Raw genomic sequence first — 25,899 nt, 5'->3', positions numbered from 1 at the left:
GAATTATAGAGTCCGGGGATAAAAAACCGAAGCAATCGTTTACGTACAGGCCGATAAAAAAAGGCCGGAGTCTCTCCGGCCTTCTGGCTTACTTGCTGAATGCGGCCTGGAACACCGCTACCAGCGCATCATTCTGCGACTGGGTAAGCGGATGACCTTTCGGATCGAGGAACTGCAGGCTGCTACGGTTATCCAGGTCACCGACCTGTACTTTGTAGTCACCGTTGTTCAGTTCCGGGTCTTTCGCACCCAGTTCGTCAAAGGTGCTGCTGCCCGGCGCCTTGTAGGTGACGTTCAGGCTACCCTGTGAACGGTTGCTGTCAGTCACTTCCATTCCCACACGTTTCATCGTCGCGGGCAGACGCTGCCACACCACGTTGAATGGCGCACGCAGGATCAGGTTAGGCAGGCCCGTATCATCGGCACCGCTCTGAACATCAATCTGAGTTGGGCTACGGCTGGCTGCGGCATTTTCACGCCCGGTTTCCAGCTTATCCAGCCCTTCGCTGATGGCATTCACCATCTGCGCGGTATAGCGCTGGATCTGAACCGGTGAGTTCACTACTTTATCCTGCTGCTGCAGTTCCAGCAGTTTCACCGTCAGCGCCTGCTGACCGCCCTGCTGCTGTACGCTTAACTGATAACGACCACGATACTGGTTGTCTTCGTCTGCACGGTTCCACTGAACCCAGTCGGTCGTCAGGGACTGGCGGGCGTCCTGTCGGTCAGCAATCGGGAATTTGGCGGCCTGAACCACGTCAACCACCTGCGGCCAGAGAGAGCCGGCGCGGGAATCGACCAGCAGCGTGCCGGTATTGCCCGCGAACTGACTACGGGTGCCGTTCATCAGGGCCAGCGTCTGAGCCGGAGGACGAATATCCAACTGCTTACCCACCTGCCCTTTGCTGCTGACGGAAGGAATATCAAAGTCGCCATTCTGCAGCGGCATGATCATGCCCGCAGGGGCACGCAGATCGCTGAGATCGGCAGCTTTCAGGTAGGATTCGTCACCGCTCACCTGACGCTTGTAACGTTGATCGTTAGAACATGCTGACAGCAGCATCACCAACGACAGTCCCACCACTGTTGCTACCGTGGACTTTTGTACTGAGTAAGCCATTAATTCTCCCTAGATTTAAAGCAGGCCAGCGTTTTTCAGTGCCAGCTCAACAACCGGACGACCTGCATCGGTCAGCGGCGTCATTGGCAGACGCAGCGTATCGGTTGCTATTAATCCTAATTGTTTTGCAGCCCATTTCACCGGAATAGGATTCGGTTCAACAAACAGTTTCTGATGCAGGTGCATCAGGCGCTGATTCAGAAGGCGTGCCTCAGCAAAGTTACCCTGCTGTGCCAGCGCACAGAGGTTAACCATTTCACGTGCGGCGATGTTCGCCGTCACGGAAATCACGCCGTGGCCGCCCAGATGCATAAAGTCCAGTGATGTGGCGTCATCGCCGCTCACCAGCACAAAATCTTCATTTACCTGCTCTTGGATCTGACTAACCCGCGATAAGTTCCCGGTCGCCTCTTTGATTCCGATAATATTTTTTATTTTCGCCAGGCGGCCAACGGTCTCGGGCAGCAAATCCGTACCGGTACGTGAGGGTACGTTATACAGCATCTGCGGAAGATCGGTACTTTCAGCGATGGTTTTGAAATGCTGGTACAACCCTTCCTGCGTAGGACGGTTGTAATAAGGGGTGACGGTCAGGCAGCCCACGACGCCCGATTTTTCGAAGCGGCGGGTCAGAGAGACGCCTTCAGCGGTAGCATTTGCCCCGGTACCGGCAATAATCGGAATGCGACCATCTGCCAGTTCCAGCGTCAGCATAACCACGTCACCATGTTCGTCATGGCTGAGGGTGGCAGATTCGCCGGTCGTTCCTACAGAAACAATTGCCGCGGTTCCGCTGGCAACATGGTAATCAATCAGTTTTTTCAGACTCGCACGGCAGACATTACCTTTGTCATCCATCGGCGTTACGAGTGCAACAATACTTCCCGTGAACATTAGCCATCCCCTCGACAAACAAGTGCTTCATGGTACGTTTGTCCGAGCAGTAAAAGCAAGCGCATAGGGCGGCTCAAGCGCTTGTCAGCAGTTTTTTTTATGTTTACCTTATAGTTATTAGATTTTGGACAGGAAGCTTGATTTTGCCGCAGTCATCGCCACACCATCTGGTCATCACCGCCCTTGGGGTCGACCGCCCCGGGATTGTTAATGCTATCACCCGACATGTGAGCAGCTGTGGCTGTAATATTGAAGATAGCCGGCTGGCCATGCTGGGCGATGAATTCACCTTTATTATGCTACTGTCCGGCAGCTGGAATGCCATTACACTGATTGAATCCACCCTGCCGCTGAAAGGGGCAGAGATGGAGCTGCTGATTGTGATGAAGCGCACCAGCGCACGCACCACACCGCCGATGCCGGTCACTGTTTGGGTTCAGGTTGAAGTCACCGACTCCCCACACATTATTGAACGCTTTACCGATCTGTTTGATTCGCACCAAATGAATATCGCCGAACTGGTCTCCCGTACGCAACCTGCAGAGGAAAATCAGCCGCCAAGGCTCTATATTCAACTAACCGCACACAGTCCGGCCAGCCAGGATGCGTCTTTTATTGAAATGGCGTTCAACCGACTCTGTACAGAGCTGCATGCTCAAGGCACTATTAAGGCAGTTTCCCATCACGGCACGTAACCATGAGAACCCGTGTGAGAAAGTGCGCAAATTTTCCCCTAGCATGATGATAAAAACGGAGAGTAGTGATGAACCCACTGAAAGCCGGTGATACCGCACCGAAATTTAGCTTGCCCGATCAGGACGGTGAACAAGTAAATTTGACCGACTTCCAGGGACAGCGCGTTCTGGTCTATTTCTACCCGAAAGCGATGACGCCAGGCTGTACCGTCCAGGCGTGTGGTCTGCGTGACAGTATGGATGAACTGAAAAAAGCCGGGGTTGACGTATTAGGTATCAGCACTGACAAACCTGAGAAACTGTCCCGCTTTGTTGAAAAGGAGCTGCTGAATTTCACGCTGCTCTCTGATGAACATCACGAGGTCTGTGAGCAGTTTGGTATCTGGGGTGAAAAAACCTTTATGGGGAAAACCTATGATGGCATTCACCGCATCAGTTTCCTGATTGGCGTGGATGGCAAAGTGGAGAAGGTCTTTGACGACTTCAAAACCAGCAATCACCACGATATCGTGATGGATTACCTGAAATCCGCCTAATCATGTCCGGGTCGACCTTTCCGGTCGACCCGTAACAAAGTCGGCGGTGACTATTTGGCCAGCTCATCCGGCCAGGCGTGCACCACCGCTTTGACGAGGGTGGCCAGCGGAATGGCAAAGAAGACGCCCCAGAATCCCCATAAGCCGCCAAAAATGACCACCGACAAGATAATCACCAGCGGGTGCAGATTCACCGCTTCAGAAAACAGCACCGGCACCAGAATGTTGCCGTCCAGCGCCTGAATGACCAGGTAGACCACCATCATCGTCCAGAAGTCACCGGATAATCCCCACTGCCCCAGCCCGACGCCCATCACCGGGATAGTCACGACCATCGCCCCGATATAGGGAATCAGCACCGACACGCCGACCAGTACCGCCAGCAGCAGGGCGTAGTTCATGCCAATGGCGAGGAAACCCACCCAACTGACCACGCCCACGACGACCATTTCCAGCACCTTGCCGCGAATATAGTTTGATACCTGCTGGTTCATCTCCACCCACACCTGCCCCGCCAGACCGCGGTTGCGTGGCAGCACGCGGCGAATGGCGTTCAGCATCTGCTCTTTGTCCTTCAGCAGGAAGAACACCATCAGCGGCACCAGCACCAGATAGATCGCCAGCGTCATCAACCCCACCAGCGAGGCGAGAGAGTATTTCACCAGCTGATCGCCCAGCCCGCTCAGGCGGCTGCGCAGGTTTTCCACCACAATATCGATGATGCCAGCCCCCATCAGGGTGGGGAAACGGTCAGGCAGCCGCATCGCGTACTGATACAGTCGGGTCAGCATAGTGGGTAGCTCGTGGGTCAGATTGATCCCCTGCTGCCACGCGACGGGAACCACCACCAGCATCAGCACCAGCAGCAACGTGGCAAAGACAATCAGCACCAGCGTGACGGCCCAGGTGCGCGAGCAGCCCAGCCGCTCCAGCCGTACCGTTGGCCACTCCAGCAGATACGCCAGTACCAGGGCCACCAGCAGCGGAGCCAGCAGGCCGTTGAAGAAAAACAGAATGCAAAATGCTGCCAGCAGAATCGCCAGCAATGCAATCGCCTGAGGATCGCTGAATCGACGGCGATACCACTGCATTAAAAGTTCGAGCATGGGAGTCCTTGCCTGAAAAAGATGGGGAGAGTGTATCTGATACGGCCCATTCTTGCGTAATGCCGTCATGGGCGTAGAAAAATTAGTGCGGAAGTCCCTGCGCGACGGCAGGCGTTTTGTTCGCGCCGGGGGCAACGACGACCTGGTTGCGTCCCCCATTTTTCGCCTGGTATAGCGCATCATCAGCCTGTTTAAAGGTCTCTTCCATAGTGCCGTCGATCGCCGGCAGCCAGAATGCGACCCCCGCCGAGATAGTAATGTGGCCCACCCGATCGAGCGATAGCTGCTCAATACGTTTACGCACCCGATCAGCAATCACTATCGCCACTTCGCGATCGGCCCCCGGCAGGATCATCAGGAATTCTTCACCGCCGTTACGGCAGATTACATCCGTCTGCCGCGCCCCCTGCTCCAGCTGGCGAGCCACCGTTTGGATCACCGCATCCCCGGCATCGTGGCCGAACGTATCATTAACGCGTTTAAAGTAGTCGATATCCAGGGCCAGCACCGCAAAAGGCTGGCTGGTAGCCAGAAAATAGTCCAGTACGGCATTCAGGCCCCGCCGGTTGAGCAGCCCGGTCATCGGATCCGTCTGGACTTCGCTCTTCAGCCGCCCGATTTTATCCTGCATCAGGGCGATCCCGGCCAGCATAGCGCGCTTGATCTGTGACGCTTCATAGTACCAGGAACGGATGCCGTTAATCTCTTTCGACACGTTTTGCGTATCCATCTGACTGGCCTTACGTGCCAGTTGCCACAGCGGCAGCGCGATACGCTGCGCGAGGATCAGCGCAATAATCAGCGTTAACAGGGCGAAAGGCACTGAATGCTTAAGCACTTTCAGCAGCAGGCTGTTGAGCGGTGCCAGCGTTGCCTCCGTCGGTTTAAGCGTAATGATCGTCCAGCCTGCCGTCGGCACATTGGCGAAGCCCGCCAGCATCGGCTCACCGCTTTCCGTCGTCACCTGCTGGTTACCGTTGCTGGCGCGGGCGCGCACTGCCGTACTGATCAATGGATCGATGGTCTTCCCCACCCTCTGGCGATCCTGGTGATACAGCACCTGATTTTTGCTATCAATGACATACAGGGACGATCCGTCGCGGTAGAACTGCTCACCGAGCAGAACGTTAAGAATACTTCTTTTTTTCAGATAAATAGAACCACCGACATACCCCAGATAGGTGCCGGTTTTCGACCAGATGGGCCAGGAGACAAACACCAGCAGATTGTTCGCCGCAGACATGCTGGGCTGGCTGATCAGCGGCTTACGCTCGTGAAGGGCCTGTTTGGTGGCGCTGGAGCTGAGATGCATGCCCTTCAGCATCAGGGACTCCGGGGAAATCGCCCGCACCCATCCACTGGCATCAACAATCACCACGGAGTTAAAGCTGTTCGTTTGCTCACGCAGGCGATCGACTTCATCCTGCAGGGTCGCGTCATTATCCAGACCGTTCCCCAGCACTTTGGCGCTGTAGGAGAGCTGCGACTGCGCCAGTTGGAAAAACACTTCAGTGGTCGATGCCAGTTTGGTGGCATACACCCGGTTTGATTCCAGCGTATTTTCGATCAGCACATCACGCTGTACCCGCCAGCTGGCGTACAGTGAGTTAGCAAGGGTGATCACAATACTGGCGACCGCCAGCAGGGTAATGAGGGTACGCAAGTCCGTTTTGGGGCGCGAAAGCCTCAGCATGGACTCACCCCGGTGAGTAACATCATTATCAGCGCCTTATATTTTTTATGCGCGTTATGCCCAAAGAGCGAAGAGAGATTAAGTGCGATTTATGCCCTGGTTAAGCACGGGCCAATTGTACACCTCTCAGCCGATTTGGGAATATTCTGAAGCCCTCAGAGCCAATAATTATTTCACTTAAGGCAGGAACGTGTTCGCCGGGAGGCGGGCCGGCGGCCCGCTGAGAAGCATTACATCGCCAGGAAGGCATAGCCCTGGTTTTCAAGCGTGGAAACCGTCGTCGGGCTGGATAATGCGTGAGTCACTGATTTATCAATCCACTCACTCTTATAGTGGTGGAAGGCGACAGACTGATCGCAGACAGACACATCGACCCCTTTTTCCCGCAGCGCGGCAATCAGCGGCAGGTTGGGATTATCCCTGCCGAACAGCCGGTGGTACTGCGCGTTGTTCAGCATGGCGGGCGTACCGTCACCGGTGACTGAAACCACAAACTTCAGTTTCTCTGCCGGCACCCCGGAGGCGACGTACAGGTTGACCACGCGGGCTACCCGCTCCAGCCCGAGATTGGGATCGTCAGGGCTGTTTTCCGCTTTGGTGATCTGAAAGACGATCTTATTGCTGTCGTTCAGATTCGGCCGGTAAGCGACCTCAGGCTCGTAGTGTATTTTGCCATAGCCCTGAATGGCAGGCGTGGACCAGAAGCCCGCCGGATCGCTGACCGGTTCCACGCGGTTGGCGAGTTTATCGATCAGTTCAGGGGCTTTAGAAAAGCTGGCACCCACAAAACCGGCAACCACCGCAATCAGCACACAGGAAATCACAGAACGCATAGCAACACCTCTTGTAAGAGCACATCGTCATCTCTGAGATATAACACAGCCCTGACGCCCCTCTTACCGGCCATTCTTACCTCTGGCGCGCAGTGGTTGCCTGCTGAAACCATCAGTAGTGCATACTGTGCGGAAACCGTAATGCATGGACCGTTCTGCCGCTGCCGGCTCACTACCACGGTTAACTGCGGTAGCCGGTACCGCCTCAGTCGGACTCAAACGGCTCAGGCAACATTGCCCCCTGCGGTTAGCATATTGGCTGGGCCTGCCCGCCGGGCGTCAGGAACCTGTCGGCTGAAAATTTACTTATGTTTCGCGCGCCGCGCCGGACGCTGCATCAGGTTTTTTTCAGAGTAAACCCTATCATTTTTCATGTTTTTATCAGTCAATTTGAATGAAATCATCTAAGACGAAACCTCATGCTGGCAGGAAAGGCCGCTATCAGGTTCTGAAAACAGGGATAACGTCCTGAAAGACGATGCAGATGCTGTTCAGTTTTTTAAGGCAAGATTTCGTCTGTTATGCGGCAGGGGATCCCCCGGGCGTGATTAAGCCATTTCATTCGCCCCGGGCTGTGGTTAAGATGGGGAATGAGTGCGTCGTTTTACGCGCAAAGAGAACATTTCGGCACGTTGCCGGTCAGAAATTGAACCTCCTTGTTAGGGTTTGCGTATGTTCATCCGATTAAAGAAAAACCTGCTGGCAACGTTAATGGTGACACTGCTGGCGGGCAGTCAGCTTCCGGCCCACGCTGATATCAGCGATAATCTGCCGGATATTGGTACGACGGCAGGCGGTACCCTGTCAATTAATCAGGAACTGGCGATGGGCGATTTTTATGTACGCCAGCTGCGCGCCAGCGCGCCCATTATTAACGACCCCCTGCTGAACCAGTACATTAATCAGTTAGGCCAGCGACTGGTGAACCATGCCTGGTCGGTCAAAACACCCTTTCATTTTTATCTGATCCGCAACGATGAGATTAACGCCTTTGCTTTTTTTGGCGGCAACGTGGTGCTTCACTCCGCGCTGTTCCGCTACAGCGATAACGAGAGCCAGCTGGCTTCGGTTATGGCGCACGAAATATCTCACGTCACCCAGCGCCACCTGGCGCGCGCCATGGAAGAGCAACAGCGTAATGCCCCGCTGACCTGGGTGGGTGCCCTGGGGTCAATTCTGCTGGCAATGGCCAGCCCGCAGGCCGGTATGGCGGCCCTCAGCGGCACTCTGGCGGGGGCCCAGCAGGGCATTATCAGTTTCACCCAGCAGAACGAACAGGAAGCCGACCGTATCGGCATCCAGGTATTACAGCGTGCCGGGTTTGACCCGGAGGCGATGCCGGACTTTCTGCAAAAACTGGCCGACGCCTCCCGCTTTGCCTCTAAGCCGCCCGAAATGCTGCTGACGCACCCGCTCCCTGACAGCCGGCTGTCAGATGCCCGTAACCGCGCCAATCAGATGAAACAGGTTGTGGTGCAGTCATCGCAGGATTTCTACATGGCAAAAGTCAGGGCGCTCGGCATGTTCTCAACCGGGCAAAACCAGCTCACCAGCGACCTGCTGACCAGCCTGACCAATGGCAACAGCCGCGAGCAGGCGGCGGCGCTGTATGGTAAAGCGGTGCTGCTGCTGGGGGAGAGTAAATACCAGCAGGCCAGAAACATCATTGCGCCGCTGCTGGCGAAACAGCCGGACAACATCTGGTATCTGGATATCATGACGGATATTGATATCGGGCTGAAGCAGCCGCAGCAGGCAATCAATCGTCTGCTCTCCGCCAAAGGCGTGAGCAGCAATCCGGTATTGCAGCTCAACCTGGCGAATGCCTACGTCGAGGCTAAACAGCCCGCCAGTGCCAGCAAAGTCCTGTACCGCTACACCTGGGCGAATAAAGACGATCCGAACGGCTGGGGCCTGCTGGCTCAGGCCTCTGCCGATCAGGGGCTGACGGATGAAGAGCAGGCAGCTCGGGCGGAGGATTTGGCGTTAAGCGGTCAGCTTGATCAGGCGATCCGCAGCCTGAGCAGCGCCAGCGCGGCGGTCCCACTGGGCAGCCTGAAACAGGCCCGCTATGACGCCCGCATTGACCAGCTTCGCCGGCTGCAGGAACGTTTCCGCCAGTATCAGAAATCGTAATGACAGAAAGGGAAAACCATGTCTGAGGTTCAGATTTACCACAACCCACGCTGCTCGAAGAGCCGTGAAACCCTCGCGCTGCTGAAAGAACACGGCGTGGAACCGCAGGTCATCCTCTATCTGGTGACACCGCCGGCAGTAGCGACACTCAGCAGGCTGGTGCAGCAGCTGGGATTCACCAGCGCACGCCAGCTGATGCGGACGAAAGAAGTGCAGTATAAAGCGGCAGGTCTGGACGACCCGGCGCTGACGGAGGCGCAGCTGCTGGCCGCGCTGGCGGCGGAGCCGACGCTGATTGAACGTCCGATCGTGGTCGCAGGCGATAAGGCGCGCATTGGCCGGCCGCCGGAGCAGGTGCTGGCTATCCTGTGAGCGTCAGGGCAAAAGCCGCAACTACAGGGTCAGCGTCTCTTTGACAAAAGGAATGGTCAGCTTACGCTGGGCGCTGATAGAGGCCTGGTCGAGCTGATCCAGCGTCACAAACAGCGTGCGCATTTCGCGATCGAGCCGTTTCAGCAGGAAGCGGCCCACATCTTCGGGAAGCTCAAAACCACGCAGCTTCGCCCGCAGCTGTAACGCCTGCAGTTTGTCCTCATCCGACAGCGGCTGCAGCTTATAGATCTGCCCCCAGTCCAGACGCGATGCCAGATCGGCCAGCTTCAGATTCAGCTGGCGAGGGGGACGATCCCCGGTGATCAGCAGCCGCGTTTTCCCGGTCTCCAGGATACGGTTATAGAGATCGAAAATCGCCATTTCCCACGGTTCATCCCCGGCAATACACTCGATATTATCGATGCAGATCAGCGCGAGCTGCTCCATGCCGTCGAGCACTTCAGGGACAAACCAGGTGCGTTTATCCAGCGGGACATAGCCCACGGCTTCACCTTTGGCCGACAGTTCAGCGCAGGCGGCGTGCAGCAGATGGCTGCGTCCTCCTCCTTCGCGAGACCAGAAGTAAAAGTAGCTACCGTGTTGCTGATGCAGCGCGCCCTGAAGGGCAGCCAGCAGCGACGGATTTTCCCCCGGCCAGAAGCTGGCAAAGGTTTCGTCGTCGGGCAGGTAAAGTGGCAGTGAGAGCTGTGCCGGCGTGTTCAGATTCACCTCAGGTTTTGAGCAGGCAGAAAACGGTAAAATTCTAACACAACTCGCCCGGGATCATGAAACGCTAAGGCTGCCTGAGCGGCAGGTTAGCGGGACAGCCGCGCTGGCTGCCCCGATCCGGCTTACTTCGCGCCGTTACCGTCGTCCGGCAGCTCGATCACCTCTTCTTCGCTGCGCAGCAGGGAAATCGCTTTAAAGATCAGACTCAGTCCGACCCCAACGACGGTGGCCAGGGCCATGCCTTTCAGTTCAGCGGCACCAATGTGCACCTTCGCCCCGCTGACCCCAATGATCAGGATCACTGAGGTCAGGATCAGATTTTGCGCTTTGTTATAATCGACCTTGGATTCGATCAGCACGCGGATGCCTGATGCGGCTATCACCCCGTACAGCAGCAGCGACACCCCACCCATCACCGGCACCGGCACGGCCTGAATAGCCGCGGCCAGCTTGCCGACGCAGGAGAGCAGGATCGCCAGAATCGCCGCGCCGCCGATCACCCAGGTACTGTACACCCGGGTGATTGCCATCACGCCAATGTTTTCGCCATAGGTGGTGTTCGGCGTGGAGCCAAAGAAGCCAGAGAAGATGGTCGAAATGCCGTTGGCAAACATGGAGCGGTGCAGGCCCGGATCTTTCAGCAAATCTTTCTTCACGATATTGGCCGTCACCACCAGATGGCCAATATGCTCGGCAATCACCACCAGCGCCGCAGGCAGGACGGTAAAGATGGCATACCATTCAAAACGCGGGGTGTAGAAGGTCGGCAGGGCGAACCAGTGCGCCTCACGCACTGGCGTCCAGTCGACAATGCCCATGCCGAAGGAGAGCGCATAGCCCACCAGCACCCCCACCAGAATCGGGATGATGGCCAGAAAACCCCGGAACAGCACCGAACCAAAGACCGTCACCCCCAGCGTGACCATCGAAATAATAATGGTTTTACTGTCAGCCGCACTGCCATCGGCAGGGAGCAGACCCGACATATTGGCCGCGACGCCCGCCAGCTCGAGGCCGATCACGGCCACAATCGCGCCCATCGCGGCCGGTGGGAACATCACATCCAGCCATCCGGTGCCGGCTTTCTTGACGATCAGCGCCACCAGGCAGAACAGCACACCGCACATAATAAAACCGCCCAGCGCCACTTCATAACCCAGCGGCAACAGCAGTAACACCGGGGAAATAAAGGCAAAGCTGGAGCCAAGATAAGCCGGAATTTTGCCTTTGCAGATAAACAGGTACAGCAGCGTACCGATACCGTTGAACAGCAGCACCGTGGCCGGATTGATATGGAAGAGAATGGGTACCAGTACCGTCGCGCCAAACATAGCGAACAGATGCTGGAAGCTGAGTGGAATAGTCTGTAGCAGCGGTGGCCGCTCGTGTACGCCAATTGCGCGACGCGTCATGATTTCATACCCCTTGCGTTTCCTGAGCTGTAAAAAAACCGACTCTATGGTCGGTTTGTTAATAAAAATAATCGATTACTGCACAATTTCTGCCGCGGTAAGGATCGGGCAGACCAGGCGTTATCGTCGCAGACCGCATGGACAGGGACAATCGCCTGGCACATCGTTTATTTCGTCCCGAAGATCTTGTCGCCGGCATCACCGAGGCCAGGGATAATATACCCCTTCTCGTTCAGGCCCTGATCGACGGAGGCAGTATAAACTTCAATGTCCGGGTGAGCTTTTTCCAGCGCAGCCAGCCCTTCCGGCGCCGCCACCAATACCAGTACCTTGATACTGCTGCAGCCGGCTTTCTTCAGCAGGTCGATGGTGGCGATCATGGATCCACCAGTGGCCAGCATCGGGTCAACAACTAGTGCCATGCGCTCTTCAATATTGGAAACCAGCTTCTGGAAATACGGAACCGGCTCCAGCGTCTCTTCGTCGCGATATACGCCGACCACGCTGATACGCGCGCTGGGCACATGTTCCAGTACGCCTTCCATCATGCCCAGACCTGCACGCAGGATGGGCACAACGGTAATTTTTTTACCTTTAATCTGCTCAATCTCAACCGGGCCGTTCCAGCCTTCGATGGTGACGGTTTCGGTTTCTAAATCGGCAGTGGCTTCATAAGTCAGCAGACTTCCCACTTCTGACGCAAGTTCACGGAAACGTTTGGTGCTTACGTCATGTTCCCGCATCAGACCCAGTTTATGTTTGACCAGCGGGTGTTTGACTTCCACGATCTTCATTGTTGTACTCCCGGAGTGTTAAGCTGCAAAAAAAAATCGCGAGATTATAGCGCCATTTAACCGCTGCGCCATATGACTTCGTGCAATACTTTTCATCTCTCCTGCAAGCCCCCTAAGAATTAGCTAAAATCTGACTATCCGCAATAGCGCTTAAGATGGCACTCGCAAACGTTTGCCTGCGCTGTTAGAATTGCCGCGCTTAAAACAGCCACAACACCAACCGCAAAACGCGTGGGGATTCCGCAGTGACCGACAAAACCTCTCTCAGCTATAAAGACGCCGGCGTAGATATTGATGCTGGTAATGCTTTAGTCGACCGTATCAAAGGCGTAGTGAAAAAGACCCGCCGCCCTGAAGTCATGGGTGGACTGGGCGGTTTCGGTGCCCTTTGCGCACTGCCGCAAAAATACCGTGAGCCGATTCTGGTTTCCGGCACTGACGGCGTCGGCACCAAGCTGCGTCTGGCGATGGACCTGAAACGCCATGATACTATCGGTATCGATCTGGTCGCCATGTGCGTCAACGATCTGGTGGTACAGGGTGCAGAACCGCTGTTTTTCCTTGATTATTATGCTACCGGCAAGCTGGACGTTGAAACAGCGGCCAGTGTGATCACCGGCATCGCCGAAGGCTGTTCGCAGTCGGGCTGTGCGCTGGTGGGCGGTGAAACCGCTGAAATGCCAGGTATGTACCACGGTGACGATTACGACGTGGCAGGCTTCTGCGTCGGCGTGGTTGAGAAAGCCGACATTATCGACGGCAGCAAAGTGGCCGATGGTGACGTTCTGATCGCCCTGGGCTCAAGCGGCCCGCACTCTAACGGCTACTCGCTGGTGCGCAAAATTCTGGAAGTCAGTCACACTGACCCGGACACCACCCAGCTGGAAGGCAAATCGCTTGCCGACCACCTTCTGGCCCCGACTCGCATCTATGTGAAAAACATTCTCAGCCTGATCGAACAGGTTGATGTGCATGCGATTGCCCATCTGACCGGCGGTGGCTTCTGGGAAAATATTCCGCGCGTCCTGCCGGATAACACTCAGGCCGTGCTGTCCGAATCAAGCTGGGAATGGCCGGCCGTATTCGGCTGGATGCAGCAGGCGGGCAACGTCAGCCGCTTTGAAATGTACCGCACCTTTAACTGCGGCGTCGGCATGGTGATCGCGCTCAGTCCGGCGGATGCCGACAGGGCCGTACAACTGATGACAGATGCCGGCGAGAAAGCGTGGAAAATCGGCGTCATCAAAGCCTCTGACTCTGACGAGCGTGTGGTTATTAACGCATGAAGCGCATAGTCGTGCTGGTTTCCGGCAATGGAAGCAATTTACAGGCAATCCTGGATGCCTGCCAGCAGGGGCGGATTAACGGCAGCATCGCTGCCGTGTTCAGCAATAAGGCAGAAGCCTTTGGTCTGGTGCGCGCACGCGATGCCGGTATTCCCGCCCATGCCCTGTCTGCCGCGCAGTTTGCCGACCGTGAGGCGTTTGACCGCCAGCTGATGCTGGAGATCGACGCGTATGCTCCCGATCTGGTAGTGCTGGCCGGGTATATGCGTATTCTCAGCCCGACGTTTGTGCTGCACTACGCCGGACGCATGCTCAATATCCATCCTTCGCTGTTACCCAAATACCCGGGGCTTCATACGCACCGCCAGGCGATTGAGAACGGTGACGATGAGCACGGCACCTCGGTGCATTTTGTTACCGAAGAGCTGGACGGTGGCCCGGTGATCCTGCAGGCGAAAGTGCCGGTATTCAGCGATGACAGTGAAGACGATGTCACCGCCCGCGTACAGCATCAGGAACATGCCATTTATCCGCTGGTGGTCGGCTGGTTTATGGATGGCCGTCTGGCGATGCGCGACGATGTGGCCTGGCTTGATGACCAGCCGCTGCCCCCTGCCGGACATGCCCTGGACTGAAGAATGACGGGCGGATCGCCTCCGCCCCGTTTATCCCCTCCGTTTACGCCAGCGGTTTTTTCGCCGTCTCGCGGGAACAGAAGACCGCAATGGCAGTGATCAACAGCGCCAGCACAATATAGACTGACACCCACAGCGTTCCCCCCGTCTTGCTAAACACCGTCGTGATAATCAGCGGAGCAAAGCCGCCCCCCAGAATACCTGCCAGCGTATAGGCCATGGACGACCCTGCATAGCGAACCCGACCGGGAAACTGCTCGGTGACAAACGCCGCCTGCGGGCCGTACATCAGCGCATGGATCAGTAAGCCCACCACCACCGCCAGGCAGATCGCCCACGGCTGCGCGCTGTCCAGCAGGGCAAAGAACACAAAGGCCCAAATCATCCCCAGCAGCGTACCTGCCAGATAGACCGGCCGTCGGCCAAAACGATCGGACAGCAGTCCGCACAGCGGTACCGCCAGCGCATTAGCCGCTGCACCCAGCATCGTCGCCCCCAGGGCCAGCGGGCGTGGCAGTTGCAGCACGGTGGTGACGTAGGTCAGCGTAAAGACCACGACCAGCGCGTACAGCACGTCGGAACCAATGCGTGACCCACCGGCGATCAGCAGCGCTTTACGCTGCGTCAGCATCACCTCTTTCAGGGGCCTGTGGCTGGTCTGTTTTTTCTCTGCCAGCGCCCGGAAAACAGGGGTTTCATCCACGCCACGGCGCAGCCACAGACCGAACAGCATCAGCGCCAGGCTGAGCAGGAACGGGATGCGCCAGCCCCACTGCTGAAACTGCTCCGGGCTGACCGACAGGCTGATCAGTGCAATGATCGCCGTACCGCACAGCGTGCCGCAGGAAGGGCCCATCTGGGCAAAGGAGCCGTTCAGACCACGCCGATCCTGGCGGCCGTGCTCCATTGACAGCAGTACGGCCCCTGCCCACTCTCCCCCCAGCGCAATTCCCTGGAAGAAACGCAGCGTCACCAGCAAGATCGGACTGAGGATCCCCCACTGCGCATAACCCGGCAGCAGGCCCATCAGGGCAGAGGTTCCGCCCATAATCATCAGCGTGGTCACCAGCACGAAGCGCCGGCCAAGCACGTCCCCCAGATGCCCGAACAGCATTCCACCCAACGGGCGCGAAATATAACCGACCGCATAGGTCGAAAAAGCAAGGATGGTCCCCACCAGCGGATTAAAGGAGGGGAAAAAGACATGGTTAAAGACCAGCGCCGCCATGATGTTGTAAATGGTAAAGTCGTACCACTCAAGAGCGGTGCCGATGGAACTGGCCGCCGCCAGCCGGCCGGTTTTAGCGGAGGAAGTCGCATCCCTTTCCGGGATAACGTCCTGCCGTTGTGGCAGTTCAGACAGGCTCATGATGTCATCTCCTGAGAGGTTAACTGCCAGCTTAACTGGTAAAACTCCGCCGTACCGTGCAGTACTGCCGACGCCCGCCGGGCCAGCTCGTCGACCGCTGCCTCGCTGCTGGCTTCAATCAGCACCATCTGCTGCAGGCGTCCGGGCAGGCGCTCCTCTTTAGGTAACGGCGTGCTCAGGGCGTCATCCGGACTTAACAGCGCGCAGGTGACAAAGCCCGGCAGCGCAGAGAGCATCTCACCGACCTGCAATACGTCGCCGACGGCTACGGACTGCTGACACGTCAGTACCGCCAGATGCGCACCGCTGCCCGCACCGGTCCGCGCGTCAATACGGCAGACCCGACGGAGCGGATCGATCATCTTTTGCAGGTTATCCCGTGACCAGGCGGTCTGCCGGGTGAATGCGGCGTGATAGTCGGCGCAGGTGAAATCGTCGAGGCTGTGAGTTTTATACAGGCCGAGATAGCACCGCCCGGCATGCCGGGCACGGTAGCGCGTTCCGCTAATAAATCCGCTAATCGCTACGCGCTCGGCAACGTGTTCATTGTCGTACCAGAGGTTAAAATCAGCCTCATCGTCACCGCCGATATTTGTCGCCACAAACAGCATTCCCTGAGGGTGTGATGTCATCTTCAGACTCCTGTTGATTGAGTAAGGGGGCGCAGCGCCTGTTCCACCGCCAGCGCGCAGCACATCAGCGCCGTATCCCGATCCGGCAACGCTGCCAGCATCAGGCCAACCGGCGCAGTTCCTGCCGGATGGCAGGGTAATGAGACGGCACAGCCGTCAAGAAAATTAACCATCGACGGATTTCGCAGCAGCGCAGCGTTAACCGCAAAATAGCGCGCTTCATCCTGTTCCAGCTCCGCCACTGTCGGGGCGGTCATCGGTACGGTCGGCATCAGCAGCGCGTCATAACCGGCCATTTCCGCGCCCACACGCCGCTGCCACCCTTCACGCTGCCGGTGCAGCAGCGCAGCATCCTCTGCGGAAATGGCCGCACCACGGTGAATACGTGACAGAACGCGCGGATCGTAGCGACTGGCCTCTTCCCGCATCAGCGTCTGATGCCACTGCCAGGCTTCACAGGCGGTCAGTCCTCCGGCGGCATTGATCTGCGCCAGTTCTGCAAACGGCGTGAGCGGTAACGTGTCAATGCGAATGCCCAGGGATCTCAACCGCTCAACGGCGTTGAAAAAGGCCTGTGCCACCTCCGTTGTTAACCCTTCCAGCACCAGGGTTTGCGGCACAGCCAGCCGCAACCGGTTCAGGTCGGGCATGGCCAGCACCAGGGGCCGCTCCGCCACCACGCCGTCCAGCAAGGCACAACTGGCCACGTCATGGGCGATAACCCCGACGGAATCCAGCGAGGGCGACAGCGGCATCAGGCCCTGCATGCTGATGCGGCGGGCCGTCGGTTTAAAGCCGGTCAGTCCGCAAAGTGCGGCGGGGATGCGCACCGAACCACCGGTATCACTGCCGAGTGAGCCGAGGCACATGCCGTCACTGACGGCAACCGCCGCACCGGAGGATGACCCGCCCGGGATCCGCCTGCACTCACGCTGCCAGCGGTTCGCCGGGGTGCCGTAATGGGGATTAATGCCCAGGCCGGAATAGGCAAACTCAGTCATATTGGTGCTGCCGATAAGCACCGCTCCGGCCTGGCGCAGGCGCGCAACCACGGCGGCATCCTGCGGCGCGGGCACCGTCTCTGCCAGACAGCGCGAGCCGCCGCTGGTGCTCTCTCCCACCACATCGAACAGCGCCTTGACGCTGACAGGAAGGCCATCCAGCGGTCCACGTGACTGCCCCTGACGGCGGCGTTCATCAGCCTGAATGGCGGCCTGCCGCGCCGGCTCCGGCCACAGCCGGAGAAAGACGCGGGCACCTTCTCCCTGCGGGTCTTGTGCCGCTGTCAGCGCCTGCTCCGTCAGCGAACGGGCGCTGACCTGCCCTGCGACCAGTGCGTCTGCCGCCTGTTTTAAGGTCATCGTCATCCCGCCTCCTCAGGCCACCAGTGGCAGCGTCTGGATCTGATACTGATGTTCAATGCTGCGCCCACGTTTTTCATCCACCAGCGCCATGCGAAACTGGCGTGCGGGGCGTATCCCGCCGAGCGCACTCAGCGTGCCGCAGCTCATGCCCAGCCCCTCTGGCAGCTCCCTTCCCCCGGCGTAGCGGGTGAGCAGATCGTCCGGCGTGCGCAGTTCTGCCAGATACCCCTGCTGGTAAAGCGTCCAGTCGGCCCCCTCGTTGACCCACGACTGCAGCAGCAGTCTGTCCCAGTCGTCAGCCACCTCACTCAGTCGCCAGGCATCGCGGGCCAGCGGCTTGGCGCAGACCTGTTTGGCCAGCGCCACGCTGTGGGTTTCAAGCTGGCGATCGGTATGATCGGAGGAGAGCGTCAGCCAGTTTTCCCCCTGCCAGCGAAAGAGGAAGGGTTCCGCCTCTCCGGAGCTCTGTTCACCCAGCACCTCGATATGGTTCTGCTGGGTCAGCAGCGTCGCGCTGGCACGATAAAAGAGCGGCACTGCACCCGGTGCGGGCACCCCCAGCGCCTCCAGCTCACGGATGTGTGCCAGCACGGCCTGCCTGTCCCTTCCGGCCCAGCCAGCTATAACCAGTTGATTAATAATTATATTTACCTGATTTTCTGCCGCCGAACTCAGTGAAAATTGCAACATAACCGCTCCTGTTGATTAACTAAAATACCTGTGAAATTTCACTATAATTTAGAAATTGCAATTGTTATGCCGGAATGTGTGTAAAATGTGGGCAAGGTCAAAATGAAGAAAGGAATGCTGATGAGCGACACGGTACAGATCCCGACAGGAGATCGGGCTATCTCACTGAATGAACTGGCTTATCTCCGTTTTCGTCAGGCACTGATCACTCTGGAATATAAACCGGGGGATTATCTGAACATGGCGCAGGTGATGGCGGATCTTGAGGTCGGACGCACGCCGGTGAATCAGGCGGTGCACCGTCTTGCGGCAGAGGGTCTGTTGCAGATCTTACCGCGTAAGGGGGTGATGGTCGCACCGCTGTCTGTCGACGATGCGCTGGAGTTGATTGAGGTACGTCTGGTGAATGAGCAGCTCTGTGTCCGCCTGGCTGCAGCGCGTATCTCTGCCGCTCAGGTCGGGCAGCTGCGCGAGATCAATGCCCGTCTTGCTGAGGCCAGCCGACAGCGCGATCCGCTAACGATGATGGCTTGCGATAATCAGTTTCACCATCTGCTGGCGGCGATTGCCGCCAACCGTCGTCTGATGGATATTCTGAATATCATTCACGCTCAGGCCCAGCGTTTCTGGGCGACAACGCTTTCGGATGCCGGGCATATGGAAGAGGTGATTGCCGAGCACAACGCGATTATTGATGCGCTGGCGGCCGGGGATCTCAGCGCGGCTGTAAGGGCGACAGAGCACCATATACTCTCGTTCAAACGTGCTCTGCTGGCAGGCCGAGCCGGCTGACGGCGTCAGCCATAGCGGCCGGTAATGTAATCTTCGGTTCGGCGCTGGCGCGGTGAAGTAAACAGGGCATCGGTGGGGCCAAACTCCACCACGCTTCCCTGATGCATAAAGGCGGTATAGTCCGACACACGCGCCGCCTGCTGCATGTTGTGAGTCACCAGAATCAGGGTGAAATGCTGTTTCAGCGAGGTCATCAGCTCTTCGATCACCAGCGTTGAAATGGGATCCAGCGCCGACGTCGGTTCGTCCAGCAGCAGGATTTCGGGTTCTATGGCGATCGCCCTGGCAATCACCAGACGCTGCTGCTGCCCGCTCGACAGCGTCAGTGCGTTCTGCCAGAGGTTATCTTTCACCTCTGGCCATAGCGCCGCAGCGCGCAGCGCCCGCTCAACCGCTTCATCCAGCACGCGCCGGTCGCGCACGCCCATCAGCCTCAGACCGTAGACGACATTATCGTAGATCGTTTTGGGAAACGGGTTCGGCCGCTGAAACACCATACCCACGCGGCGACGCAGCGCAGAGAGATCCCGATCCGGGCCGAGGATCGACTGCTGCTGCAGGCGAATGTCGCCGGTAATGCGGCAGCCATCAATCAAATCATTCATGCGGTTAAAGCAGCGTAACAGCGTCGATTTCCCGCAGCCGGACGGCCCGATCAGCGCTGTAATCCGATTTTTCGGCACCCGCAGGCTGATAGCGTTGAGCGCCGGTTTGTCGCCGTACCACAGGCAGAGATTATCCAGCTCCAGCGCGGTATCGTTATCATCAAAGTTCACAGTCATAACGGAATTCCGTGTTAATGCATCAGGGCACGATAGCGTTCGCGCAGACGATGGCGAAGGATCATGGCCATCAGATTCAACCCCAGGATCAGCAGCACCAGCAGCAGCGCGGTGGCAAAGACCAGCGGGCGATCGGCTTCGGCATTAGGGCTCTGGAACGCCAGATCGTAAATCTGAAAACCAAGATGCATAAATTTACGATCGAGGTGCAAATAGGGGAACAACGAATCAATGGGCAGCTCCGGTACCATTTTCACCACGCCCACCAGCATCAGCGGTGCCGTTTCTCCGGCCGCGCGGGCAACGGCGAGGATCAGGCCGGTTAACATTGCCGGCATCGCCTGTGGCAGGACCACGTGCCACAGCGTTTCGGCCTGCGTGGCCCCCAGTGCCAGCGAGCCCTGACGTAAGGTTGCCGGGATGCGTGACAGCCCTTCTTCAGTGGCCACGATCACCACCGGCAGCGTCAGCAGCGCCAGCGTGAGCGATGCCCACAGCAGTCCCGGCGTGCCAAAGGTCGGATTGGGCAGCGTACTGGCGAACAGCAGACGGTCAAGGCTGCCCCCCATAAACCAGACAAAGAACCCCAGGCCAAAGACGCCGTAAACAATCGATGGCACTCCCGCCAGATTGACCACGGCAATCCGCACCAGTCGGGTCAGCAGGTTGCGCCCGGCGTATTCATGCAGCCAGATGGCGGCAATCACCCCCAGCGGCATCACCACGATCGACATCAGTAACACCATCAGCACCGTACCAAAGATCGCCGGGAATACCCCGCCCTCTCCCTGACTGCCACCGGATGAATCACTGACAAAGTGCCACAGCTGGCTGCCAAAATGACGCCACTTCATTCCGGTGGTCATCGCATTGGGCTGCCAGGCAGCCACAATCTGCGCCAGCGATATCTGATGCTGAACGCCGCTGGCATCCCGCAGCAGCAGCACGGTGCTGTCACTGTCCCGGTGTAGTGTGGCCAGCCTGGCGGCCTGGCGGGCAAACTGGCGCTGCAGTTCGGTACGATCCGCCAGATAGACCGACTGGGCCTCCGGGGTAAAGGTCTGTTCATTGCGCTGATGCTGCCGCTGCTGTTCCAGCGCTTCCAGCTGGGCATTCAGCCGGGCCATATTTTTACGCCGCAGCGTTTCCGCCTCGTCAATACGCTGGCGCGTCTGGATCAGCCGCTGCTGCAGTGTCTGACCGAGATCCTGTGCCGTCAGCGGATGACGATCTTCACGCAGACCATCAAACCAGCCGTAGGCATTGCCGCCGGTCCGCCGTTGTAAAACAATCGCCTGAGGCGGTATTTCCCGCGACACAATATCGCTGGAAAGCAGCGTGCGAAAATCCTGGCCGCTAATATCACGGTTACCCGTTTTTATCAGATACCGCGTGACGCTGGCCGGCAGGTTTTGTCCGTGATGCTGGCCGCTGGCCATCAGCTGCTGCCGTGACACGGTCTGCTGCTGGGTCACTTCACCCAGCATCTGTACCTGACCGTCGGGCGTATTCAGGGTGAACAGTTCCAGCGGCTGCGGCCAGAAATAGCGCAGCCCCTGCCAGGCCAGCAGCGCAATAAGCAGGAAAAAAGCCAGCAGGCTGACCGCAACGGCCCCGCCCGTCAGCCAGCGCCAGCGATGATTATTGCGTTCTGCATTCATCCCGGCATCTCCTGCTGGCTGTAACGCTGTCGCAGCCGTTGCCGCACCATTTCGGCCAGGGTATTCACTACCAGCGTAAACACCAGCAGCACCAGTGCGGATAAGAACAGTACGCGATAGTGCGCGCTGCCTGCGGCAGCCTCCGGCATTTCGACCGCCACATTGGCGGCCAGCGAACGCAGGCCTTCAAACAGGCCGCCATCGGTGACCGGCGTGTTCCCGGTCGCCATCAGTACGATCATCGTTTCCCCTATCGCCCGGCCAAAACCGATCATCATCGCGGCAAAGATCCCGGAGGAGGCCCCGGGCAATACCACCCGCGTCAGGGTCTGCCATGGCGTTGCCCCCAGCGCAAGGGATCCCTGTCCCAGTGACGCCGGGACACTGAAGATGGCATCTTCTGCCAGGGTGAAAATCAGGGGCACCAGCGCGAAGCCCATCGCCACGCCTGCCACCAGCAGGTTACGCTGCTGATAGTCGGCGCTGAGACGTTCAGCCAGCCCCTCACCCCATAGCGTCTGCTCGGCCAGCGGGATCACCCACAGGGAAAAGATTGCCGTCAGCAGCAGTACGGGCAGCAGCAGTACGACCTCACGCCCTTCGGCAAGCCAGCGCTGTCGCCAGCGGGACGGCAGTTTTTGCATCAGCCAGCCACACAGTAACAGCACGGCGGCCAGCAGCAGGGGTAACAGGAGAACCCCGAGCAGGCGGTCGGCAATTTTTGGGGCCAGCCACAGGCCGGCAATCAGGCCAATCACCACACTTGGCAGTGCGCCCATCATTTCAATTGCTGGCTTCACCCAGCGACGGAGTGCCGGTGCCATAAACCAGGCTGTATACATCGCCGCCGCCAGGGCCAGCGGGGTAGCAAACAGCATGGCCAGACCGGCGGCCTTCAGGGTCCCCACCACCATCGGCACCAGGCTGAATTTCCCCTGGTAATAATCATTAGCCGAGGTCGACTGCCAGACATAGTCCGGTTCCGGGTAGTTTTCATACCAGACTTTGTGCCACAGATTACGCCAGCTGAGATCCGGCCAGGGATTGGTCAGATGATAATGCTGCCAGCGTCCGGCACGCTCAACCAGTAGTCCATCCCCTTCCGGAGAGAACTGGGCCCGTTCAGCCCCTGGCGCAATCTGCTGGCGGAGAATAGCGCCGTCCTGCTTGCTGGCGTACAGATTCAGTTCGCCCTGCGGGCTCAGCGTGGCAAAGACGCGGCGGTGAGGTTCGGTAAACAGCAGCGGCTGCCAGGCAGCCCCGGCGAACGGGTGAATCTGACGCAGGTGCGGGCCGCTGGCGCTGGCGATATCAAACCATTGTGAGATCCCGTGACGGTCTGCGATCAGCAGCGAATTCCCCCCGCTCAGCAACGCCATGCTTTTGGGCACGTCGGCCAGCATCAGGGAGTCACGCAGTCGGGGTTCACCGTTGCCCAGCCGCCAGACACGCAGCTGCGCCCCGGAAAGCGCAAATAAAAGATGTCCGTCGGGAGAAAGCAGAAGATGGTCAACGCCCGACACGTTCAGCCGGTAGTTTTGTGCGGGCTGCTGCGCCTGTAGCTGCCACAGAGTAATGGTATCTGCCGAGGCCAGCGCCACCTGCCAGCGATTTTCGCCACTCTGCGCCAGGCTGAAATGGCGCACGCCGTCCTCACCGGTAGCCAGCGGCACATCGCCCAGAGGAAACTTCCAGCGCGGCTCCTCGCCTGACGGAAAATCGGGCTGCACCAGCACCATGGCGCCGCCGTCGGACAACAGCATTACGCTGCCATTATCGGCGCTGGCGCTGGCACGCACCTCACCGGCCTCACGCAACAGCGAAAACGCAGCGGAAGGGGGTTCAGCACTCAGGGGGATAAAGCGTCCACGCCCCTGCTGATCAATACGCCAGCCCCACTGCTGCTGTTTGTCCATGCCCATGGCCACTGCCGGGCTGCTCTGCCCAAGTGTGATGTCGTTCCCTGCCTGCAGGCTCGGGCTGACAAAAAGCGGCACCACCACCCAGATCAGCCAGAAAAAAAGCAGCATCATGACCAGCAGGATTGCCATGCCGCACGCCGTTACCACGCGTCGTGTCAGCCGATCGATCATGCGGCGGCGCCCGGCGTTGTCGTGGACCGGGATTGGGCGGTCAGTCATATCAGAGAGGGTTTCCATTGTGCGTCGAAGCCGCTATGTTGCCCGTATGTGATTAATAAGACAATCAACAATCACCGAGCGTTGGACAATGCTGCCATACTCTCGCCATAATGTTTCAGAACAATGGATACCTTCATCCTGAATCAGACAACGGAGTAAAAATGGGTCAGGAAAAGCTGTATATAGAGAAAGAGTTAAGTTGGTTATCCTTTAATGAACGCGTTTTGCAGGAAGCGGCAGATAAAACTAACCCGCTAATCGAGCGTATGCGCTTTCTTGGTATCTACTCCAACAACCTGGAGGAGTTCTACAAAGTTCGCTTTGCCGACCTTAAGCGCCGTATTTTGATCGGTGAAGAACAGGGTTCACCCAATCCGCCACGCCATCTGTTGAAAAAAATTCAGGCGCGGGTACTGAAGGCCGATCAGGAGTTCGACAGTCTTTACAACGACCTGCTGCTGGAGATGGCGCGTAATCAGATCTTCCTGATTAATGAACGCCAGCTGTCACCCAATCAGCAGAGCTGGCTGCGCCACTACTTCAAACATCATCTGCGTCAGCACATCACGCCGATCCTGATCAATCATGACACCGACCTGATTGAGTTCCTGAAAGACGATTACACGTATCTGGCCGTGGAGATTATTCGCGGTGACGATATTCGTTACGCCCTGCTGGAAATTCCGTCCGATAAAGTTCCGCGCTTTGTTAACCTGCCGCCGGAGACGCCGCGCCGCAGAAAACCGATGATCCTGCTGGATAACATCCTGCGTTACTGCCTGGGGGATATCTTCCGGGGGTTCTTCGATTACGATGCGCTGAATGCCTATTCGATGAAAATGACGCGGGATGCGGAATACGATCTGGTCACCGAGATGGAATCCAGCCTGCTGGAGCTGATGTCCTCCAGCCTGAAGCAGCGCCTGAATGCTGAACCGGTGCGCTTTGTTTATCAGCGCGATATGCCTGATGCCATGGTGGAGCTGCTGCGTAACAAGCTGAATATCTCCAACTATGACTCGATTGTGCCCGGCGGGCGCTACCATAACTTTAAAGACTTTATTGGCTTCCCGAATGTGGGTAAGGCCAATCTGGTCAATAAACCACTGCCGCAGCTGCGCCACATCTGGTTTGATCGGTTCCGCAATGGTTTTGACGCGATTCGTAACCGTGACGTCCTGCTGTACTACCCTTATCACACCTTTGAGCACGTGCTGGAGCTGCTGCGTCAGGCTTCCTTTGATCCGGCGGTACTGGCGATAAAAATCAATATTTACCGCGTGGCCAAGAATTCGCGCATTATTGATGCCATGATCCATGCGGCGTATAACGGTAAAAAAGTGACTGTCGTCGTAGAGCTGCAGGCCCGCTTTGACGAAGAGGCGAATATCCACTGGGCGAAGCGGCTGACTGAGGCCGGCGTACACGTTATCTTCTCCGCTCCCGGGCTGAAGATCCATGCCAAGCTGTTCCTGATTTCACGCCGTGAAAACGGTGAAATTGCCCGCTATGCGCATATCGGTACCGGTAACTTTAATGAAAAAACCGCCCGTATCTATACTGACTATTCGCTGCTCACCGCAGATGCGCGTATTACTAATGAAGTACGCCGGGTATTTAACTTTATCGAGAATCCGTATCGTCCGGTGAGCTTTGAACATCTGATGGTATCCCCGCAGAACTCCCGAAAAATGCTGTATCAGCTGATTGATGCAGAAATTGCTAATGCCCAGAAGGGGATCTCCGCCGGCATCACCCTGAAAATTAACAATCTGGTGGATAAAGGCCTGGTTGACCGTCTCTATACCGCCTCCAGCGTGGGCGTTAAGGTTAACCTGCTGGTGCGCGGCATGTGTTCACTAATCCCGGATCTGGAAGGGATCAGCGAAAATATACGCGTGATCAGTATTATTGATCGCTATCTGGAGCATGATCGGGTCTATATTTTTGATAATGCCGGCGACAAGAAGGTCTTCCTCTCGTCTGCGGACTGGATGACGCGCAACATTGATTATCGTATCGAAGTCGCGGTATCCATCCTTGACCCTATTCTGAAACAGCGCGTGCTGGATATTATTGCCATCCTGTTAAGTGATACGCTGAAGGCACGTTTCGTCGATAAAGAGTTAAGCAATCGGTATGTTCCTCGCGGTAACCGTCGCAAGGTTCGGGCCCAGCTGGCAATTTACGATTACATTAAATCTCTCGAGCAACCTGACTAATCACT

Annotated in this window: 23 protein-coding genes; 8 read left to right on the top strand and 15 right to left on the bottom strand. The window is 57.5% G+C overall.

The window, feature by feature from the left end; translation table 11 throughout:
* Window positions 1–88: 88 nt before the first annotated feature.
* Together bamC and dapA are read right to left on the bottom strand one after the other, a co-directional pair.
* The gene (gene bamC / locus K6L24_RS05605) at window positions 89–1,120 is read right to left on the bottom strand and encodes an outer membrane protein assembly factor BamC (protein WP_062744783.1); all 1,032 of its coding nucleotides are present in this window, start codon (window positions 1,118–1,120) and stop codon (window positions 89–91) included.
* Window positions 1,121–1,135: 15 nt separating this feature from the next.
* A complete protein-coding gene (gene dapA, locus K6L24_RS05600) occupies window positions 1,136–2,014 on the bottom strand; it encodes a 4-hydroxy-tetrahydrodipicolinate synthase (protein ID WP_062744781.1) in 879 nt (292 codons plus the stop codon).
* A gap of 143 nt (window positions 2,015–2,157) precedes the next feature.
* Between dapA and K6L24_RS05595 the strand changes: the two genes are divergently transcribed.
* Complete coding sequence (locus K6L24_RS05595) at window positions 2,158–2,709, top strand: glycine cleavage system transcriptional repressor (RefSeq protein ID WP_062744778.1); 552 nt, start codon at window positions 2,158–2,160, stop codon at window positions 2,707–2,709.
* 68 nt (window positions 2,710–2,777) lie between these two features.
* Window positions 2,778–3,245, top strand: coding sequence for a thioredoxin-dependent thiol peroxidase (gene bcp, locus K6L24_RS05590; RefSeq protein ID WP_062744775.1), 468 nt, complete (start codon window positions 2,778–2,780; stop codon window positions 3,243–3,245).
* A gap of 50 nt (window positions 3,246–3,295) precedes the next feature.
* Here the strand turns inward: bcp and K6L24_RS05585 are convergent, their stop codons facing one another.
* The 3 genes from K6L24_RS05585 to K6L24_RS05575 all read right to left on the bottom strand — a co-directional run bounded on the left by K6L24_RS05585 (window position 3,296) and on the right by K6L24_RS05575 (window position 6,877).
* Window positions 3,296–4,351 carry an AI-2E family transporter gene (locus tag K6L24_RS05585; protein WP_062744771.1) on the bottom strand — a complete coding sequence of 352 codons (1,056 nt, stop codon included), beginning with the start codon at window positions 4,349–4,351 and terminating at the stop codon, window positions 3,296–3,298.
* An 82-nt stretch (window positions 4,352–4,433) separates the two neighbouring features.
* A complete protein-coding gene (locus K6L24_RS05580) occupies window positions 4,434–6,044 on the bottom strand; it encodes a sensor domain-containing diguanylate cyclase (protein WP_062744769.1) in 1,611 nt (536 codons plus the stop codon).
* A 230-nt stretch (window positions 6,045–6,274) separates the two neighbouring features.
* A complete protein-coding gene (locus K6L24_RS05575) occupies window positions 6,275–6,877 on the bottom strand; it encodes a DsrE family protein (protein WP_062744767.1) in 603 nt (200 codons plus the stop codon).
* Window positions 6,878–7,549: 672 nt separating this feature from the next.
* Between K6L24_RS05575 and bepA the strand changes: the two genes are divergently transcribed.
* Window positions 7,550–9,013: a beta-barrel assembly-enhancing protease gene (bepA, locus tag K6L24_RS05570; protein ID WP_118663495.1), complete on the top strand. Its 1,464-nt coding sequence runs from the start codon at window positions 7,550–7,552 to the stop codon at window positions 9,011–9,013.
* 18 nt (window positions 9,014–9,031) lie between these two features.
* The gene (gene arsC, locus K6L24_RS05565) at window positions 9,032–9,385 is read left to right on the top strand and encodes an arsenate reductase (glutaredoxin) (protein ID WP_062744762.1); all 354 of its coding nucleotides are present in this window, start codon (window positions 9,032–9,034) and stop codon (window positions 9,383–9,385) included.
* A 21-nt stretch (window positions 9,386–9,406) separates the two neighbouring features.
* On the opposite strand, the gene hda is transcribed toward arsC, so the two are convergent.
* From hda to upp, 3 genes are all read right to left on the bottom strand, one after another.
* Window positions 9,407–10,114, bottom strand: coding sequence for a DnaA inactivator Hda (hda, locus tag K6L24_RS05560; protein ID WP_062744759.1), 708 nt, complete (start codon window positions 10,112–10,114; stop codon window positions 9,407–9,409).
* Window positions 10,115–10,236: 122 nt separating this feature from the next.
* Window positions 10,237–11,526 carry a uracil permease gene (uraA, locus tag K6L24_RS05555; RefSeq protein ID WP_062744757.1) on the bottom strand — a complete coding sequence of 430 codons (1,290 nt, stop codon included), beginning with the start codon at window positions 11,524–11,526 and terminating at the stop codon, window positions 10,237–10,239.
* Between the two features lie 167 nt (window positions 11,527–11,693).
* Window positions 11,694–12,320: a uracil phosphoribosyltransferase gene (gene upp, locus K6L24_RS05550; RefSeq protein ID WP_062744755.1), complete on the bottom strand. Its 627-nt coding sequence runs from the start codon at window positions 12,318–12,320 to the stop codon at window positions 11,694–11,696.
* 245 nt (window positions 12,321–12,565) lie between these two features.
* On the opposite strand from upp, the gene purM reads away from it, so the two are divergent.
* Together purM and purN are read left to right on the top strand one after the other, a co-directional pair.
* Window positions 12,566–13,606 carry a phosphoribosylformylglycinamidine cyclo-ligase gene (gene purM, locus K6L24_RS05545; RefSeq protein WP_062744752.1) on the top strand — a complete coding sequence of 347 codons (1,041 nt, stop codon included), beginning with the start codon at window positions 12,566–12,568 and terminating at the stop codon, window positions 13,604–13,606.
* Complete coding sequence (gene purN, locus K6L24_RS05540; RefSeq protein WP_062744750.1) at window positions 13,603–14,241, top strand: phosphoribosylglycinamide formyltransferase; 639 nt, start codon at window positions 13,603–13,605, stop codon at window positions 14,239–14,241. The genes purM and purN overlap by 4 nt, the downstream gene beginning before the upstream one ends.
* Window positions 14,242–14,284: 43 nt before the next feature.
* On the opposite strand, the gene K6L24_RS05535 is transcribed toward purN, so the two are convergent.
* The 4 genes from K6L24_RS05535 to K6L24_RS05520 are packed head-to-tail and all read right to left on the bottom strand — an operon-like array spanning window position 14,285 to window position 18,296.
* Window positions 14,285–15,610: an MFS transporter gene (locus tag K6L24_RS05535; protein ID WP_084344194.1), complete on the bottom strand. Its 1,326-nt coding sequence runs from the start codon at window positions 15,608–15,610 to the stop codon at window positions 14,285–14,287.
* Window positions 15,607–16,242: a DUF4286 family protein gene (locus K6L24_RS05530; protein ID WP_118663487.1), complete on the bottom strand. Its 636-nt coding sequence runs from the start codon at window positions 16,240–16,242 to the stop codon at window positions 15,607–15,609. Before K6L24_RS05530 ends, K6L24_RS05535 begins: the two co-directional genes overlap by 4 nt.
* A gap of 2 nt (window positions 16,243–16,244) precedes the next feature.
* Window positions 16,245–17,609: an amidase gene (locus K6L24_RS05525; protein WP_222682036.1), complete on the bottom strand. Its 1,365-nt coding sequence runs from the start codon at window positions 17,607–17,609 to the stop codon at window positions 16,245–16,247.
* A 9-nt stretch (window positions 17,610–17,618) separates the two neighbouring features.
* A complete protein-coding gene (locus K6L24_RS05520) occupies window positions 17,619–18,296 on the bottom strand; it encodes a DUF2848 domain-containing protein (RefSeq protein ID WP_222682035.1) in 678 nt (225 codons plus the stop codon).
* A 114-nt stretch (window positions 18,297–18,410) separates the two neighbouring features.
* On the opposite strand from K6L24_RS05520, the gene K6L24_RS05515 reads away from it, so the two are divergent.
* On the top strand, window positions 18,411–19,088 hold the full coding sequence (locus tag K6L24_RS05515; protein WP_373279670.1) for a GntR family transcriptional regulator: 678 nt from the start codon (window positions 18,411–18,413) through the stop codon (window positions 19,086–19,088).
* 5 nt (window positions 19,089–19,093) lie between these two features.
* On the opposite strand, the gene pstB is transcribed toward K6L24_RS05515, so the two are convergent.
* Genes pstB through K6L24_RS05500 form a run of 3 tightly spaced genes read right to left on the bottom strand, consistent with a single transcriptional unit; the run spans window position 19,094 to window position 23,690 of the window.
* The gene (gene pstB, locus K6L24_RS05510) at window positions 19,094–19,870 is read right to left on the bottom strand and encodes a phosphate ABC transporter ATP-binding protein PstB (protein WP_118663479.1); all 777 of its coding nucleotides are present in this window, start codon (window positions 19,868–19,870) and stop codon (window positions 19,094–19,096) included.
* A gap of 14 nt (window positions 19,871–19,884) precedes the next feature.
* Entirely contained in the window at window positions 19,885–21,531 is a 1,647-nt protein-coding gene (pstA, locus tag K6L24_RS05505; protein WP_222682034.1) for a phosphate ABC transporter permease PstA, read from the bottom strand.
* On the bottom strand, window positions 21,528–23,690 hold the full coding sequence (locus K6L24_RS05500; protein WP_222682033.1) for an ABC transporter permease subunit: 2,163 nt from the start codon (window positions 23,688–23,690) through the stop codon (window positions 21,528–21,530). The genes pstA and K6L24_RS05500 overlap by 4 nt, the downstream gene beginning before the upstream one ends.
* A 143-nt stretch (window positions 23,691–23,833) precedes the next feature.
* On the opposite strand from K6L24_RS05500, the gene ppk1 reads away from it, so the two are divergent.
* A complete protein-coding gene (gene ppk1, locus K6L24_RS05495; RefSeq protein WP_062744732.1) occupies window positions 23,834–25,894 on the top strand; it encodes a polyphosphate kinase 1 in 2,061 nt (686 codons plus the stop codon).
* Window positions 25,895–25,899: the final 5 nt, after the last annotated feature.

Source organism: Erwinia persicina, from assembly GCF_019844095.1.
Classification (GTDB): Bacteria; Pseudomonadota; Gammaproteobacteria; order Enterobacterales; family Enterobacteriaceae; genus Erwinia; species Erwinia persicina.
Note: the sequence above shows the minus strand (reverse complement) of the source record. Positions and strands in the feature narration are given on the sequence as shown.

Coding starts and splice junctions, on each gene's coding strand:
- bamC (WP_062744783.1), bottom strand. CDS start 1,120: ATGGCTTACTCAGTACAAAAGTCCACGGTAGCAACAGTGGTGGGACTG.
- dapA (WP_062744781.1), bottom strand. CDS start 2,014: ATGTTCACGGGAAGTATTGTTGCACTCGTAACGCCGATGGATGACAAA.
- bcp (WP_062744775.1), top strand. CDS start 2,778: ATGAACCCACTGAAAGCCGGTGATACCGCACCGAAATTTAGCTTGCCC.
- K6L24_RS05585 (WP_062744771.1), bottom strand. CDS start 4,351: ATGCTCGAACTTTTAATGCAGTGGTATCGCCGTCGATTCAGCGATCCT.
- K6L24_RS05580 (WP_062744769.1), bottom strand. CDS start 6,044: ATGCTGAGGCTTTCGCGCCCCAAAACGGACTTGCGTACCCTCATTACC.
- K6L24_RS05575 (WP_062744767.1), bottom strand. CDS start 6,877: ATGCGTTCTGTGATTTCCTGTGTGCTGATTGCGGTGGTTGCCGGTTTT.
- bepA (WP_118663495.1), top strand. CDS start 7,550: ATGTTCATCCGATTAAAGAAAAACCTGCTGGCAACGTTAATGGTGACA.
- arsC (WP_062744762.1), top strand. CDS start 9,032: ATGTCTGAGGTTCAGATTTACCACAACCCACGCTGCTCGAAGAGCCGT.
- uraA (WP_062744757.1), bottom strand. CDS start 11,526: ATGACGCGTCGCGCAATTGGCGTACACGAGCGGCCACCGCTGCTACAG.
- upp (WP_062744755.1), bottom strand. CDS start 12,320: ATGAAGATCGTGGAAGTCAAACACCCGCTGGTCAAACATAAACTGGGT.
- purN (WP_062744750.1), top strand. CDS start 13,603: ATGAAGCGCATAGTCGTGCTGGTTTCCGGCAATGGAAGCAATTTACAG.
- K6L24_RS05535 (WP_084344194.1), bottom strand. CDS start 15,610: ATGAGCCTGTCTGAACTGCCACAACGGCAGGACGTTATCCCGGAAAGG.
- K6L24_RS05530 (WP_118663487.1), bottom strand. CDS start 16,242: ATGACATCACACCCTCAGGGAATGCTGTTTGTGGCGACAAATATCGGC.
- K6L24_RS05525 (WP_222682036.1), bottom strand. CDS start 17,609: ATGACGATGACCTTAAAACAGGCGGCAGACGCACTGGTCGCAGGGCAG.
- K6L24_RS05520 (WP_222682035.1), bottom strand. CDS start 18,296: ATGTTGCAATTTTCACTGAGTTCGGCGGCAGAAAATCAGGTAAATATA.
- K6L24_RS05515 (WP_373279670.1), top strand. CDS start 18,411: ATGCTGATGAGCGACACGGTACAGATCCCGACAGGAGATCGGGCTATC.
- pstB (WP_118663479.1), bottom strand. CDS start 19,870: ATGACTGTGAACTTTGATGATAACGATACCGCGCTGGAGCTGGATAAT.
- pstA (WP_222682034.1), bottom strand. CDS start 21,531: ATGAATGCAGAACGCAATAATCATCGCTGGCGCTGGCTGACGGGCGGG.
- K6L24_RS05500 (WP_222682033.1), bottom strand. CDS start 23,690: ATGGAAACCCTCTCTGATATGACTGACCGCCCAATCCCGGTCCACGAC.
- ppk1 (WP_062744732.1), top strand. CDS start 23,834: ATGGGTCAGGAAAAGCTGTATATAGAGAAAGAGTTAAGTTGGTTATCC.